Origin of the sequence: Vibrio diabolicus (assembly GCF_011801455.1) — a bacterium.
GTDB lineage: Bacteria > Pseudomonadota > Gammaproteobacteria > Enterobacterales > Vibrionaceae > Vibrio > Vibrio diabolicus.
Genome location: NZ_CP042451.1, coordinates 51,114 through 65,857, shown reverse-complemented (window position 1 = coordinate 65,857; position 14,744 = coordinate 51,114). Strand labels below are relative to the sequence as shown.

Genomic DNA, 14,744 nt, shown 5'->3' with positions numbered 1-14,744 from the left:
GCCTATAACAACATTCGACTATTTGATAGGTCAACCAGAAAGAACTCCGGTATAAATATCTTCTCTTGTTCCCTTCGCAGATTCTAATCTGATCAGGTTCAACGGATCCCGAATTAACGGTCTCAGCCTTATGGCACTCCGACAAGTGATATCAGTATATAAAAACGGCCTGGTTAAACCAAGCCGACCTGTTTAATTTTTAACTACTTTGCTAGCTGCGCATCAATAATTGGAAACCGATCCACGCAGCAGAGATGCTCAGCACCACATTTAATAAAATATTTAACCCCATCTTAAGAAACGCACCTTGCTGCATAAGTAAAACATTATCCATAGAAAAGGTGGAAAACGTCGTCAGTGCCCCTAAAAAGCCCAAACCAATCACTTGTCGCCAAGGTTCTGTTGCCAACAGTTCATTGTCGAACGCAGCAATCAACAAGCCCATGATAAATGAACCAACCACATTAACAGTTAGCGTACCGTATGGAAAACCACGCCCCAATAAAATGACACACAGTTCAGATATCAAGTAACGAGAACACGCACCGAAAGCACCACCTAGTGCAATAAAACCAAGAATGGAAAACTGCCCCATAATTCCCCCAACACTATTGATGACGATATTGTAACCAAAACTAAAGCAATATTGATGGTGAAATTTTAGAATTCGACAACGTATTGCATTTAAAACACGCTGAGATTAAAAAAGTTACAGGAGTCACTTTACTTCAATATACCCCATCAAACCGGTTTTCATGTGCTCAATAACATGGCAGTGATACATCCAACGTCCAGGGTTATTAGCAACAAAGGCAGCTTTGGCACTGCCATTTTTTCCAAGTAAAACCGTATCGGTATGGAACGGTTCGTCGAGTTTCTTCCCATCTAACTCAAGAACAGTAAATGTATGCCCATGAAGATGAATAGGATGATGATATTGAGTAACGTTCTTCAAATTGAAGATATAGGTTTTTCCAAGCTCCAATGTTGAAAGTGGCGCAGGGATATTATCTATGCTCATTCCCTCCCAAGCCCGTTTGTTCATCAGCCAGAATTTAGGTATCGCTTTGCCCGATTTATCGACGGGAGTGATCGCCCCCTCCCATTCAAACACATAATCGATTTGCTTCGCATTTTCCAAATCAAGATCAGGCACAGGGTTGAGAGGCAATAAAGGCAGTTTCTTGTTGCTTGGCAGGTCAGACTCAACAACTTCAAACTCACACAAAGAGAATGGGAAGCGCCCTTTCATTTGACGCACATAAACACGCTCTCCAGCCTTCGGAGCAATCAATCCGATATCCAATCTCATTCCCGGACCAATTTTGTGTTGAGTGAGCCTATAAGGCGTTTTAACTGGATTGCCATCGATGGCAATAACCCAAGCCTCTGTGCCTTCAATCGCGATCGGATAGGTAATGGTGTTATCGACATTAGCAATTCTTAATCGCGTAGTCGCGTTCTGCTTCAGCGTATAAACAGGCTCATGAATACCATTGACGCTACTCCACTCTCCTGGCGTTCCCATACGTGCACTCAAGCGCGGCACCATTAGATTCTTCCACTGTCCTTGCTTGTCTAAATGCCAATGCTTGAGGACGACTTCATGCTCTTCATCAAACTGAACAGGCTCAGCCTCTTCAACAATTATTAGCCCAACCAACCCCATACCAAGCTGCTTAACACTGTTCATGTGTGGGTGATACCAAAACGTACCTGCATCTGGCGGGGTAAACTCATACGTAAAAGTCTCTCCGGGCATTATAGGAGCCTGGCTTAAAAACGGAACTCCATCCATTTCAATAGGAATCCTCAAGCCATGCCAATGAATCGTCGTCGGCTCTGATAGCTTATTGATGAAGTTGATTGTTACCTTTTCCCCTTGTCGGCAACGAATTATCGGTGCAGGTATACGCCCATTAAAAGCTAATACCTCAGTATTGAAACCGGGCACTAGTTCAGCCGTAGAAGGCTCTGCAGTGATATCGTATATATACTGCCCCTGCTTATTAGTACTCCTAGATAGAGAACATGCAGGTAGAACAGTAAGCGCGGAGATCGCTAAGGATGATTGAAGGAAGCGTCGACGAGATATATCCATACATAGTTACCCATTAATCCAGATCGGTTAAGTGTAACTAAATATAAATAATGATTCTCATTTATTGCTAACATTTCGGAGCACTTGGTTATAACGACTAGTCTAATAGGTTGGTGAGTTAATAAATACTTACAAAGAGCAGCAGGCAGCAGAAAGGCATATAGGTGGGATGCAAGCAGATACAAAAAAGGCTCTGACCTAAGTCAGAGCCTCGATATATGGCAGGGGTGGAGAGATTCGAACTCCCAACACGCGGATTTGGAATCCGCTGCTCTGCCAATTGGAGCTACACCCCTGTAGAATTCTTATATTCTAGATTTGACAAAACCTCGCATGGGCGAGGTTGTCGATATTAAGTGGCGGAGTGGACGGGACTCGAACCCGCGACCCCCGGCGTGACAGGCCGGTATTCTAACCAACTGAACTACCACTCCGCAGTGGTATCACTCGCTTGTAATCAGCAAGTGTCCATAATTTAAAGCCTGGCGATGTCCTACTCTCACATGGGGAAGCCCCACACTACCATCGGCGCTATTTCGTTTCACTTCTGAGTTCGGCATGGAAGTCAGGTGGGTCCAAAACGCTATGGTCGCCAAGCAAATTCTTTAATTCGGAAAGCTGTTTTCGTTCTTACACATTCAATGTTCTTTCATTGAGTCCATCAAAACCCCTTGGGTGTTGTATGGTTAAGCCTCACGGGCAATTAGTACAGGTTAGCTCAACGCCTCACAACGCTTACACACCCTGCCTATCAACGTCGTAGTCTACGACAACCCTTTAGGATACTTAAAGTATCAGGGAGAACTCATCTCAAGGCTCGCTTCCCGCTTAGATGCTTTCAGCGGTTATCGATCCCGAACTTAGCTACCGGGCAATGCGTCTGGCGACACAACCCGAACACCAGAGGTTCGTCCACTCCGGTCCTCTCGTACTAGGAGCAGCCCCTTTCAATTCTCCAACGCCCACGGCAGATAGGGACCGAACTGTCTCACGACGTTCTAAACCCAGCTCGCGTACCACTTTAAATGGCGAACAGCCATACCCTTGGGACCGACTTCAGCCCCAGGATGTGATGAGCCGACATCGAGGTGCCAAACACCGCCGTCGATATGAACTCTTGGGCGGTATCAGCCTGTTATCCCCGGAGTACCTTTTATCCGTTGAGCGATGGCCCTTCCATTCAGAACCACCGGATCACTATGACCTGCTTTCGCACCTGCTCGAATTGTCATTCTCGCAGTCAAGCGGGCTTATGCCATTGCACTAACCTCACGATGTCCAACCGTGATTAGCCCACCTTCGTGCTCCTCCGTTACGCTTTGGGAGGAGACCGCCCCAGTCAAACTACCCACCAGGCACTGTCCGCAACCCCGATAAGGGGCCAACGTTAGAACATCAACACTACAAGGGTGGTATTTCAAGGACGGCTCCACCGATACTGGCGTACCGGTTTCAAAGCCTCCCACCTATCCTACACATGTAGGGTCAATGTTCAGTGCCAAGCTGTAGTAAAGGTTCACGGGGTCTTTCCGTCTAGCCGCGGGTACACTGCATCTTCACAGCGATTTCAATTTCACTGAGTCTCGGGTGGAGACAGCGTGGCCATCATTACGCCATTCGTGCAGGTCGGAACTTACCCGACAAGGAATTTCGCTACCTTAGGACCGTTATAGTTACGGCCGCCGTTTACCGGGGCTTCGATCAAGAGCTTCGACCGAAGTCTAACCCCATCAATTAACCTTCCGGCACCGGGCAGGCGTCACACCGTATACGTCATCTTGCGATTTTGCACAGTGCTGTGTTTTTAATAAACAGTTGCAGCCACCTGGTATCTGCGACTCTCAATAGCTCCATCCGCGAGGGACTTCACCGTCGAGAGCGTACCTTCTCCCGAAGTTACGGTACCATTTTGCCTAGTTCCTTCACCCGAGTTCTCTCAAGCGCCTTGGTATTCTCTACCCGACCACCTGTGTCGGTTTGGGGTACGATTCCTTACAATCTGAAGCTTAGAGGCTTTTCCTGGAAGCATGGCATCAATGACTTCACATCCGTAGATGCTCGACGTCGTGTCTCAGCCTTAAAGAGAGCCGGATTTACCTAACTCTCAAGCCTACGCACTTGAACCTGGACAACCGTCGCCAGGCCCACCTAGCCTTCTCCGTCCCCCCATCGCAATTGTAAGAAGTACGGGAATATTAACCCGTTTCCCATCGACTACGCCTTTCGGCCTCGCCTTAGGGGTCGACTTACCCTGCCCCGATTAACGTTGGACAGGAACCCTTGGTCTTCCGGCGAGGAGGTTTTTCACCCCCTTTATCGTTACTCATGTCAGCATTCGCACTTCTGATACGTCCAGCATGCGTTACCACACACCTTCAACCGCTTACAGAACGCTCCCCTACCCAATGCACTAAAGTGCATTGCCGCAGCTTCGGTTTACTACTTAGCCCCGTTACATCTTCCGCGCAGGCCGACTCGACCAGTGAGCTATTACGCTTTCTTTAAATGATGGCTGCTTCTAAGCCAACATCCTGGCTGTCTGAGCCTTCCCACATCGTTTCCCACTTAGTAGTAATTTGGGACCTTAGCTGGCGGTCTGGGTTGTTTCCCTCTCCACGACGGACGTTAGCACCCGCCGTGTGTCTCCCGGATAGTACTTACTGGTATTCGGAGTTTGCAAAGGGTTGGTAAGTCGGGATGACCCCCTAGCCTTAACAGTGCTCTACCCCCAGTAGTATTCGTCCGAGGCGCTACCTAAATAGCTTTCGGGGAGAACCAGCTATCTCCAGGTTTGATTGGCCTTTCACCCCTAGCCACAAGTCATCCGCTAATTTTTCAACATTAGTCGGTTCGGTCCTCCAGTTGATGTTACTCAACCTTCAACCTGCCCATGGCTAGATCACCTGGTTTCGGGTCTATATCCAGAGACTGAACGCCCAGTTAAGACTCGGTTTCCCTACGGCTCCCCTAGATGGTTAACCTTGCCACTGAATATAAGTCGCTGACCCATTATACAAAAGGTACGCAGTCACAGGACAAAGCCTGCTCCTACTGCTTGTACGTACACGGTTTCAGGTTCTATTTCACTCCCCTCACAGGGGTTCTTTTCGCCTTTCCCTCACGGTACTGGTTCACTATCGGTCAGTCAGTAGTATTTAGCCTTGGAGGATGGTCCCCCCATATTCAGACAGGATATCACGTGTCCCGCCCTACTCGATTTCACTGAATATGCGTCGTCAGTTACGGGGCTATCACCCTGTATCGCCAAGCTTTCCAGCTTGTTCACCTAACGCCTATAAAGCTTAAGGGCTAGTCCAATTTCGCTCGCCGCTACTTTCGGAATCTCGGTTGATTTCTTTTCCTCGGGGTACTTAGATGTTTCAGTTCCCCCGGTTCGCCTCGTTATGCTATGTATTCACATAACGATACTTACTTATGTAAGTGGGTTTCCCCATTCGGAAATCCCAGACTCAAGTGGCTTTTACTGCCTAATCTGGGCTTATCGCAAGTTAATACGTCCTTCATCGCCTCTGACTGCCAAGGCATCCACCGTGTACGCTTAGTCACTTAACCATACAACCCGAAGGAGTTTCGAGTTGATGTTCAAATCACCAAAGTTGTCTCTCATTATTTGAATGAGCGAGAGACATATCGATTTTGCCGGACTCAAATTCCAAGAACACTTGAATGTGTTATTAGTTGTATTCATAAATGAATACTTTGAGAACTTTACAAACAACAATAAATTGTTGTTTTGTCAGCTTTCCAAATTGTTAAAGAGCTAATCACTTCTAATGAAGTAACCATTTTTAAAAGCACTCATTGAATGCGCTTAAAGATGGTGGGCGATACCGGGCTCGAACCAGTGACCCCCTGCTTGTAAGGCAGGTGCTCTCCCAACTGAGCTAATCGCCCATTGTTTCAAAATATGGTGGAGCTATGCGGGATCGAACCGCAGACCTCCTGCGTGCAAGGCAGGCGCTCTCCCAGCTGAGCTATAGCCCCATATTTTGAGTTTTAATTCCTAATGGAAGGAATGGTGGGTCGTGCAGGATTCGAACCTGCGACCAATTGATTAAAAGTCAACTGCTCTACCAACTGAGCTAACGACCCAATGGTATCCCGTAGGGGAGTCGAACCCCTGTTACCGCCGTGAAAGGGCGGTGTCCTAGGCCTCTAGACGAACGGGACACTAAGTTGAACATCTTGGGAGATGTTCTATCTCTTAAACTTCATAAACCGTATCAATCTGTGTGAACACTCATCGCAATAATCATCGTATAAGGAGGTGATCCAGCGCCAGGTTCCCCTAGCGCTACCTTGTTACGACTTCACCCCAGTCATGAACCACAAAGTGGTAAGCGTCCCCCCGAAGGTTAAACTACCTACTTCTTTTGCAGCCCACTCCCATGGTGTGACGGGCGGTGTGTACAAGGCCCGGGAACGTATTCACCGTGGCATTCTGATCCACGATTACTAGCGATTCCGACTTCATGGAGTCGAGTTGCAGACTCCAATCCGGACTACGACGCACTTTTTGGGATTCGCTCACTTTCGCAAGTTGGCCGCCCTCTGTATGCGCCATTGTAGCACGTGTGTAGCCCTACTCGTAAGGGCCATGATGACTTGACGTCGTCCCCACCTTCCTCCGGTTTATCACCGGCAGTCTCCCTGGAGTTCCCGACATTACTCGCTGGCAAACAAGGATAAGGGTTGCGCTCGTTGCGGGACTTAACCCAACATTTCACAACACGAGCTGACGACAGCCATGCAGCACCTGTCTCAGAGTTCCCGAAGGCACCAATCCATCTCTGGAAAGTTCTCTGGATGTCAAGAGTAGGTAAGGTTCTTCGCGTTGCATCGAATTAAACCACATGCTCCACCGCTTGTGCGGGCCCCCGTCAATTCATTTGAGTTTTAATCTTGCGACCGTACTCCCCAGGCGGTCTACTTAACGCGTTAGCTCCGAAAGCCACGGCTCAAGGCCACAACCTCCAAGTAGACATCGTTTACGGCGTGGACTACCAGGGTATCTAATCCTGTTTGCTCCCCACGCTTTCGCATCTGAGTGTCAGTATCTGTCCAGGGGGCCGCCTTCGCCACCGGTATTCCTTCAGATCTCTACGCATTTCACCGCTACACCTGAAATTCTACCCCCCTCTACAGTACTCTAGTCTGCCAGTTTCAAATGCTATTCCGAGGTTGAGCCCCGGGCTTTCACATCTGACTTAACAAACCACCTGCATGCGCTTTACGCCCAGTAATTCCGATTAACGCTCGCACCCTCCGTATTACCGCGGCTGCTGGCACGGAGTTAGCCGGTGCTTCTTCTGTCGCTAACGTCAAACAACGCCGCTATTAACGACGCCGCCTTCCTCACGACTGAAAGTACTTTACAACCCGAAGGCCTTCTTCATACACGCGGCATGGCTGCATCAGGCTTGCGCCCATTGTGCAATATTCCCCACTGCTGCCTCCCGTAGGAGTCTGGACCGTGTCTCAGTTCCAGTGTGGCTGATCATCCTCTCAGACCAGCTAGGGATCGTCGCCTTGGTGAGCCCTTACCTCACCAACTAGCTAATCCCACCTAGGCATATCCTGACGCGAGAGGCCCGAAGGTCCCCCTCTTTGGCCCGTAGGCATCATGCGGTATTAGCCATCGTTTCCAATGGTTATCCCCCACATCAGGGCAATTTCCTAGGCATTACTCACCCGTCCGCCGCTCGACGCCGTTATCGTTCCCCGAAGGTTCAGATAACTCGTTTCCGCTCGACTTGCATGTGTTAGGCCTGCCGCCAGCGTTCAATCTGAGCCATGATCAAACTCTTCAATTTAAGATTTTGTTCGGCTCAATGAATACTGAACATTCCTTTGCTAATAAATAGCTAAAGTAATGTTTGAATTGACTGTGCTGAGTCCGAAGACTCAATGGTCACTTCGTTTCATTGAAACCTAATTTGAAACCGAAGTTTCTAATTGGATTATCATCAACGAGTGCCCACACAGATTGATAGGTCTATATTGTTAAAGAGCTTTTCCTGCTGAGCTTTGCTCAAAACAGGACGGCCATTTTAGCGAGTTAAAGTTTAGTGTCAATCACTTTTTCAAACTTTCTTCAAGCGTTTCCGCTTGGCTAATTTGGCTTGCTAACCTCGACTTCGTTTCTTTCGAAGCGTTGCCGTGTCAGCGAGGTGGCATTATAGAGATTGCGATCACATTGGCAAGCCCTTTTTCACATTTTTTTTGATTTTTTTATCGTTTGGGTGTTTTTTATTCTAAAAGGCGAGTTTTCACTACTATTCTACCTCCATATCCCCAGTAATCGCCCCTAATAAGGAGAAAAGATGAGCTCAATTAGAAGCTACAAAGGTATAAAGCCCCAACTTGGTGAGCGTGTTTACGTTGACTCAACCTCAGTGTTAGTCGGAGATATCCGTATTGGGGACGATTCTAGCATTTGGCCATTAGTAGCGGCACGAGGCGATGTGAACCACATTCACATTGGTGATCGAACTAATATTCAAGATGGCAGTGTTTTGCATGTCACCCATAAGAACTCTGAAAACCCAAACGGCTATCCACTTATTATTGGCAATGACGTTACGATTGGCCACAAAGTGATGCTGCACGGTTGTGAGATACACGATCGTGTATTGGTTGGTATGGGGGCGATTGTTTTAGATGCTGTCGTTATTGAATCAGAGGTGATGATTGGAGCGGGCAGTTTAGTACCGCCAGGAAAGAGATTAGAAAGCGGTTATCTTTATGTCGGTAGTCCAGTAAAACAAGCTCGCCCTCTATCAGAGACAGAACGAGCTTTTTTGCAAAAGTCTGCCAATAACTATGTTCAAAACAAAAACGACTACTTACATGAAGTAGAAGACTTGAACTAAAGGTCTGTTAGCCGATGATAATATGGCCTTCTTCGTTGAAGGCTTCATCTTCTATTAACTCTTCTGCTATTTCTTCCAGATCAAATCGGTAGTCAATAAAAGCAGAGAGCACGGCCTGCTCCGTATCTAACTCTGAGCCAGATAACTTTTCTAACTTTTGTTTCGTCACAAAGCATTCTATTAGTGCGCCTGATTGTTGCGCCGCAAAGTTTACTGATTGTGATACTTCATCCCATGATTGCATGTCTGGGAATAAAATGGATTGATTCATCGCTTATTGACCTTCAAGGTTCTTTCTTAATTCACGCAAAATCTGTTTGGCGCCTGGACGAAGACCGCGCCATAACATAAAACTCTCAGCAGCTTGGCCAACTAACATACCTAAACCATCATAAGCATGTGCCGCACCGTGTTGCTTAGCCCATTGGTTAAATGTGGTATCACCTTTGCCATACATCATGTCGTAGCTTGTACTATTGGCGGCGAACACCGAGGAAGAGATCGCAGGTAACTCACCACTCAATGATGCAGACGTGGAGTTGATTACGACATCGAACTCTTCAGCAATGGTATTCATCTCGTTTGCTGTAACAGGGCCATATGCAGAAAACAATTCTGCCAATTCTTCGGCTTTGGAAAATGTACGATTAGTTATCGTTAGAGATGTTGGTTTTTGATCGAGCAATGGTTTAATCACACCTCGAGCGGCACCACCAGCTCCTATGATCAAGATACGTGCACCTTCTAACACGACTTGATGTTGCAACAAGTCCTGCACTAAGCCTGCACCATCAGTGTTATCACCAATGATTTCACCATCATCAAGCTTCTTAAGTGTATTCACAGCTCCAGCAAGCTGAGCACGCTCGGTCAAACGGCTGGCAAATTGATAGGCGTCTTCTTTAAAAGGCAAGGTCACGTTACAACCTTTGCCGCCGTCCGAAAAAAATGCTTTCGCCGCCTCGATAAATCCACCCACAGGCGCACATTCTGCGGTGTATGTTAGGGACTGATTCGTTTGACGAGCAAAGAGTGTATGGATAAATGGCGACTTGCTGTGCCCGATAGGGTTACCAAACACGGCGTAACGATCGATTTGCAGGGTCATTTCCTTACCTTTATTCCTTACTTAGATATAGAGAGAAAACAGGGCCATCTGATTACGGATGACCCTATCACTATCTATCTATATAGAAAAGGAGATTCCGTGCTTACCATTCGCGTGGTTTCAGGTATCGATCGTAAAGTTCGGCTTCAGGCGTTCCTGCTTCTGGTTCGTAGCGGTACTCCCATCGCGCTAACGGCGGCATCGACATCAGAATCGACTCGGTACGCCCACCACTTTGTAAACCGAATAAAGTGCCACGGTCGTACACTAAGTTGAACTCAACATAACGACCACGACGGTAAAGTTGGAATTCACGTTCGCGCTCGCCATATTCGATGTCTTTACGACGAGACACGATCGGCAAATAAGCTTGGCAATAGCCTTCACCCACCGCTTTGATGTAATCAAAACACTTATCAAACTCCCAGTGATTCAAATCATCAAAGAACAAACCACCAACACCACGAGTTTCATTTCGGTGTGGCAAGAAGAAGTACTTATCACACCACGCTTTGTGTTCAGCATATACTTCTTCACCAAATGGGGCACAGATTGCCTTAGCTGTATCGTGCCATGACTGACAATCTTCTTCGAAAGGATAGAAAGGAGTCAGGTCGAAACCACCACCAAACCACCAAATTGGTTCTTCGCCCTCTTTCTCGGCGATAAAGAAACGCACATTCGCATGAGAAGTTGGGACGTAAGGGTTTTTGGGATGGATAACCAAAGAGACCCCCATCGCTTCAAAACGGCGACCCGCTAGCTCCGGACGATGTGCCGTCGCAGATGCTGGCATTTCTTTCCCTTCTACATGCGAGAAGTTCACCCCACCTTGCTCGAAAACAAGGCCATCACGCATAACACGTGAGCGCCCACCGCCACCAAGACGTTCGCCCGGTTCACGATGCCATGCATCCTCGACAAAGACGGCCTCTCCATCTTCTTGTTCTAACTGCTGACAAATGGAGTCCTGAAGTGACATCAGGAACTGCTTTACGGCGTGCTTATCGATTGCTGACATACGTTATTACCTATTACGTGATACCGGTTGATGACTGGCAAGCAGGGTTAGCCCTGTCTTAATATTTGTGAAGTCTTGGCGTCACGAATCTCGCTGGGTTTATCACGACCGCTGGTTTCACCACGAAGAATGGCCACCAGCTTGTCACCCAATTGCTCTTCGACTTCTTCCGTGGTCATACACGGTGGCAAGCCGGAAAGATTCGCGCTGGTAGAGGTTAACGGCTTTCCGAATGCATTACACATCTTTTGAACCAAAGGATGATCAGTCACACGAACTGCAATTGAATCAAACTGCCCTGAAACCCAGTTGGAGACTTTATCGCTCGCAGGCATGATCCAAGTGTATGGACCTGGCCAAGTTGCATGAACGGTCGCTAATTGTTCTCGAGTCAGTTGAGATTCATCAATATACGGCAAGAGCTGCTCATAACTTGCAGCGATCAGAATCAGCCCTTTTTCCACCGGGCGCTGCTTGAGCTCCAGCAGTTTTTGAATTGCTTCTGGGTTATCTGGATCGCATCCGACACCAAAAACCCCTTCTGTTGGGTAGGCAATCACTTCGCCTTGTTGTAGTGCGTTGAGCACTTGTTCAAAGTTATCCACCGATTACTTCCTGATTGTCTGACTGTATTATTTTCACTAAGTGTACAAATATTCATTCTCAGACACTAAAGCAATTTTTTTATAAAATGTATCAATAGCGTCAACAACAAGACGCAAACGTTTGCTTGAGATAAAAATCCCCGTATAATGCGCACAAATTTATCAGCTCACCTAATTTTGCAGCTTGAAGGAGTTTGAGATGAAAGTCGGTATCATCATGGGTTCTAAATCCGATTGGCCAACCATGAAACTAGCAGCGGACATGCTAGACCAATTTGGCGTACCTTACGAAACAAAAGTCGTGTCAGCACACCGAACTCCTCAATTACTGGCGGACTACGCCAGTGGCGCAAAAGAACGCGGCATCAAAGTTATCATCGCAGGCGCAGGTGGTGCAGCCCACCTACCAGGTATGGCTGCTGCGTTTACTAGTTTGCCAGTGCTTGGTGTTCCCGTTCAGTCTCGTGCACTGAAAGGTATGGATTCACTGCTCTCTATTGTACAGATGCCAAAGGGAATTGCGGTTGGTACATTAGCGATTGGCGAAGCGGGCGCAGCAAACGCCGGTATCCTAGCAGCGCAAATCCTAGGCACTCATGATGAAAACATCATGGCGAAGGTAGAAGCGTTCCGCAATGAACAGACGGAAACCGTACTGGCTAACCCAAATCCAGCTGAGGATTAATCAGATGCATGTACTGATTCTCGGATCAGGTCAGTTGGCTCGCATGATGTCTCTGGCTGGTGCACCACTGAACATCCAAATCTCGGCTTACGATGTCGGCAGCGGTAACGTTGTCCATCCTCTTACCCAACAGGTACTTGGCCATGGTTTGGAAAATGCGATTACGCAAGTTGATGTGATTACTGCCGAGTTCGAGCATATTCCACATGACGTGCTCAAGGTTTGCGAAGCGAGCGGCAAGTTCCTACCAAGTACGCAAGCCATCAAAGCAGGTGGTGATCGCCGTATTGAAAAAGCACTGCTTGATGATGCTGGCGTGCGCAACGCGAAATACTACGTGATTGAAACTCGTGAAGACTTTGAGCGCGCAATTGAACACGTTGGTATGCCAATGGTTCTGAAAAGTGCATTGGGAGGTTACGATGGTAAAGGTCAATGGCGCTTAAAAGAAGCTTCTCAAGTCGACGACATTTGGACTGAGATGGCAGAGTGCATCGCGGCAACACCAACTCAAGCGATTGTTGCTGAAGAGTTTGTTCCTTTTAACCGCGAAGTATCACTAGTTGGTGCTCGAAGCAAAGATGGCTGCGTTGAAGTTTACCCTCTAGCAGAAAACGTTCACATCAATGGCGTACTGAGCTTATCCACCGCAATTGATGCGCCAGAACTGCAAGCCCAAGCCAAGCAGATGCTCACGGCCGTCGCAGATAGCCTAGATTACGTTGGTGTATTGGCGCTCGAATTCTTTGATGTCGATGGCACGCTGCTAGTGAATGAGATTGCCCCACGAGTGCACAACTCTGGTCACTGGACACAGCAAGGTGCAGAAACCTGTCAGTTCGAGAACCACCTGCGCGCCGTATGCGGCTTGCCGTTAGGCAGCACCAAACTGATTCGCGAAACCTCGATGGTGAATATTCTTGGTGAAGATACGTTGCCAGAAGCGCTTCTCGCCATGGATGGTTGTCACATCCATTGGTACGGCAAAGAGAAGCGTGAAGGGCGAAAAATGGGTCACATCAACGTATGTGGTGACTACCCAGGAGAATTGCACCGTAGGTTGTGCGCTCTCTCGGATGCCTTAGATCCAATGGCATTCCCAGCCGTGCACGAGTTTGCGAAACAAGCGTAACGCTAAAATCTAGCCCCAAAAACCACAAAGGGTCGCACGATGCGACCCTTTTTAATTCCTTTGATGTATTTACCCTTGCTGAGTGTGCTGGCACTTACGGTTGGCACATTGCAATTTCACACCACTGGCGAGTTTCTTCTCCACCAACAGAGTAAAACCACATTCTTCGCACCTCCCCTTTACCGGAGGGAGATTCACGGCAAATTTGCATTTAGGGTAGTTATCACATGCGTAGAAAGTTTTACCAAAACGCGTCTTACGTTCAACTAAATGACCTTTACCACATTCAGGACACGCGTGTTGTTCTTGCGGCTGCTTTTCTGGCTCAGGTTGATTAATTGACTCAATATGATGACAAGCCGGATAGTTACTGCAACCAACAAACATGCCATAACGCCCTTGGCGTAATACCAACTCGTTACCACAATCTGGACAAGGAACGCCAAGCTCTTTGACGATGTGGCCATCATTATTGTGCAGAGCTTTGATGTAATCACAGCTTGGGTAGTGGCCACAGCCAAGAAATGGACCGTGTTTGCCATGTTTGAGGATCAACTCACTGCCACATTTAGGACATGGCTCGTGTTCCAATGCGTGTTCATGGGCAGAGAAAAGGGTGTTGTCGATTTTACTACTCATACTTACCGTTTCGTGAAAAACACACCAAAAGACAAGCTCGCGTTCTTGCTAGCTAAACTCGAACTTGCCTAGATTGGGTTAGTGAAGAATCCCTTGTTCCTTGGTGTACAACAGCTCTTCCATTAGCGTATAAGCGTTTTCATTGCCAGGCACATTAAACAGCACCATCAAAATGATCCATTTGAGGTCTTCAAGCTCAAACTCACTCGTTTCTAGACCCATCACTCGGTCAATCACCATTTCGCGAGTTTCTGTGGTTAACACATTGATTTGCTCGAGAAACAATAAAAACCCTCGGCATTCCAAATCTAAACGCTGCATCTCTTTCGCTGTGTAGATACGAGTTGATGACGAAGCCATGCAAGTCGAGATTGCAGAAGAGGTGTCACTTTGCTGCAATGCGGCAAGCTCTTCTAACCAGACAAGGGCTTTGTAGATATCTTTTTGTTGGAAGCCTGCACGGAGCAGCTCTTCTTCCAACTCGTCTTGTTCGACCTGTAACTCTGCATCGCTATGGATGTAGGTTTCGAATAGATACATCAGTATATCCATCATCATAG

At 47.6% G+C, this 14,744-nt stretch carries 11 protein-coding genes, 6 tRNA genes, 3 rRNA genes and 1 riboswitch; of the genes, 3 read left to right on the top strand and 17 right to left on the bottom strand.

Annotated elements, in window-relative coordinates; all coding sequences use genetic code 11:
• Nucleotides 1–52: 52 nt before the first annotated feature.
• Nucleotides 53–151: riboswitch (TPP riboswitch) on the bottom strand.
• A gap of 60 nt (nt 152–211) precedes the next feature.
• The 11 genes from crcB to FR741_RS00305 all read right to left on the bottom strand — a co-directional run bounded on the left by crcB (nt 212) and on the right by FR741_RS00305 (nt 7,935).
• Nucleotides 212–595 (bottom strand): fluoride efflux transporter CrcB, encoded by a 384-nt coding sequence (crcB, locus tag FR741_RS00355; protein ID WP_145533217.1) that lies wholly within the window; start codon nt 593–595, stop codon nt 212–214.
• 123 nt (nt 596–718) lie between these two features.
• Complete coding sequence (locus tag FR741_RS00350; RefSeq protein WP_167426121.1) at nt 719–2,101, bottom strand: multicopper oxidase family protein; 1,383 nt, start codon at nt 2,099–2,101, stop codon at nt 719–721.
• Nucleotides 2,102–2,320: 219 nt separating this feature from the next.
• Nucleotides 2,321–2,397: transfer RNA gene (locus FR741_RS00345), tRNA-Trp, on the bottom strand.
• Nucleotides 2,398–2,458: 61 nt separating this feature from the next.
• A tRNA-Asp gene (locus tag FR741_RS00340) sits at nt 2,459–2,535 on the bottom strand.
• 46 nt (nt 2,536–2,581) lie between these two features.
• Nucleotides 2,582–2,698: ribosomal RNA gene (gene rrf, locus FR741_RS00335) — 5S ribosomal RNA — on the bottom strand.
• Between the two features lie 85 nt (nt 2,699–2,783).
• Nucleotides 2,784–5,674: ribosomal RNA gene (locus FR741_RS00330) — 23S ribosomal RNA — on the bottom strand.
• Nucleotides 5,675–5,940: 266 nt separating this feature from the next.
• Nucleotides 5,941–6,016 (bottom strand) — tRNA-Val (locus FR741_RS00325).
• A 14-nt stretch (nt 6,017–6,030) separates the two neighbouring features.
• Nucleotides 6,031–6,106 (bottom strand) — tRNA-Ala (locus FR741_RS00320).
• A 32-nt stretch (nt 6,107–6,138) separates the two neighbouring features.
• Nucleotides 6,139–6,214: transfer RNA gene (locus FR741_RS00315), tRNA-Lys, on the bottom strand.
• Between the two features lie 2 nt (nt 6,215–6,216).
• Nucleotides 6,217–6,292 (bottom strand) — tRNA-Glu (locus tag FR741_RS00310).
• A 90-nt stretch (nt 6,293–6,382) separates the two neighbouring features.
• Nucleotides 6,383–7,935, bottom strand: a 16S ribosomal RNA gene (locus tag FR741_RS00305).
• Together the 16S, 23S and 5S rRNA genes with 6 tRNA genes alongside form the textbook arrangement of a ribosomal RNA operon.
• A gap of 510 nt (nt 7,936–8,445) precedes the next feature.
• On the opposite strand from FR741_RS00305, the gene FR741_RS00300 reads away from it, so the two are divergent.
• The gene (locus FR741_RS00300; protein WP_005461433.1) at nt 8,446–8,994 is read left to right on the top strand and encodes a gamma carbonic anhydrase family protein; all 549 of its coding nucleotides are present in this window, start codon (nt 8,446–8,448) and stop codon (nt 8,992–8,994) included.
• Nucleotides 8,995–9,001: 7 nt separating this feature from the next.
• On the opposite strand, the gene FR741_RS00295 is transcribed toward FR741_RS00300, so the two are convergent.
• The 4 genes from FR741_RS00295 to FR741_RS00280 form a co-directional block, all read right to left on the bottom strand.
• Nucleotides 9,002–9,265 (bottom strand): DUF1488 family protein, encoded by a 264-nt coding sequence (locus FR741_RS00295; RefSeq protein WP_012841273.1) that lies wholly within the window; start codon nt 9,263–9,265, stop codon nt 9,002–9,004.
• Nucleotides 9,266–9,268: 3 nt separating this feature from the next.
• The gene (aroE, locus tag FR741_RS00290; protein WP_167426120.1) at nt 9,269–10,102 is read right to left on the bottom strand and encodes a shikimate dehydrogenase; all 834 of its coding nucleotides are present in this window, start codon (nt 10,100–10,102) and stop codon (nt 9,269–9,271) included.
• A 103-nt stretch (nt 10,103–10,205) separates the two neighbouring features.
• The gene (gene hemF / locus FR741_RS00285; protein WP_065645011.1) at nt 10,206–11,123 is read right to left on the bottom strand and encodes an oxygen-dependent coproporphyrinogen oxidase; all 918 of its coding nucleotides are present in this window, start codon (nt 11,121–11,123) and stop codon (nt 10,206–10,208) included.
• Nucleotides 11,124–11,170: 47 nt separating this feature from the next.
• Nucleotides 11,171–11,728, bottom strand: coding sequence for an L-threonylcarbamoyladenylate synthase (locus tag FR741_RS00280; RefSeq protein ID WP_046874602.1), 558 nt, complete (start codon nt 11,726–11,728; stop codon nt 11,171–11,173).
• 199 nt (nt 11,729–11,927) lie between these two features.
• Here FR741_RS00280 and purE point away from each other — a divergent pair, with 199 nt between their 5' ends.
• Nucleotides 11,928–12,413 carry a 5-(carboxyamino)imidazole ribonucleotide mutase gene (gene purE, locus FR741_RS00275; protein WP_005379082.1) on the top strand — a complete coding sequence of 162 codons (486 nt, stop codon included), beginning with the start codon at nt 11,928–11,930 and terminating at the stop codon, nt 12,411–12,413.
• A gap of 4 nt (nt 12,414–12,417) precedes the next feature.
• Nucleotides 12,418–13,545, top strand: a complete 1,128-nt coding sequence (locus FR741_RS00270; RefSeq protein WP_167426119.1) for a 5-(carboxyamino)imidazole ribonucleotide synthase — start codon at nt 12,418–12,420, stop codon at nt 13,543–13,545.
• Nucleotides 13,546–13,614: 69 nt separating this feature from the next.
• Here FR741_RS00270 and FR741_RS00265 read toward each other — a convergent pair whose 3' ends face one another.
• Both FR741_RS00265 and FR741_RS00260 read right to left on the bottom strand, forming a co-directional pair.
• Nucleotides 13,615–14,184, bottom strand: a complete 570-nt coding sequence (locus FR741_RS00265; RefSeq protein ID WP_167426118.1) for a DNA topoisomerase family protein — start codon at nt 14,182–14,184, stop codon at nt 13,615–13,617.
• 78 nt (nt 14,185–14,262) lie between these two features.
• On the bottom strand, nt 14,263–14,742 hold the full coding sequence (locus FR741_RS00260) for a DUF494 family protein (RefSeq protein ID WP_005379074.1): 480 nt from the start codon (nt 14,740–14,742) through the stop codon (nt 14,263–14,265).
• Nucleotides 14,743–14,744 lie beyond the last annotated feature (2 nt).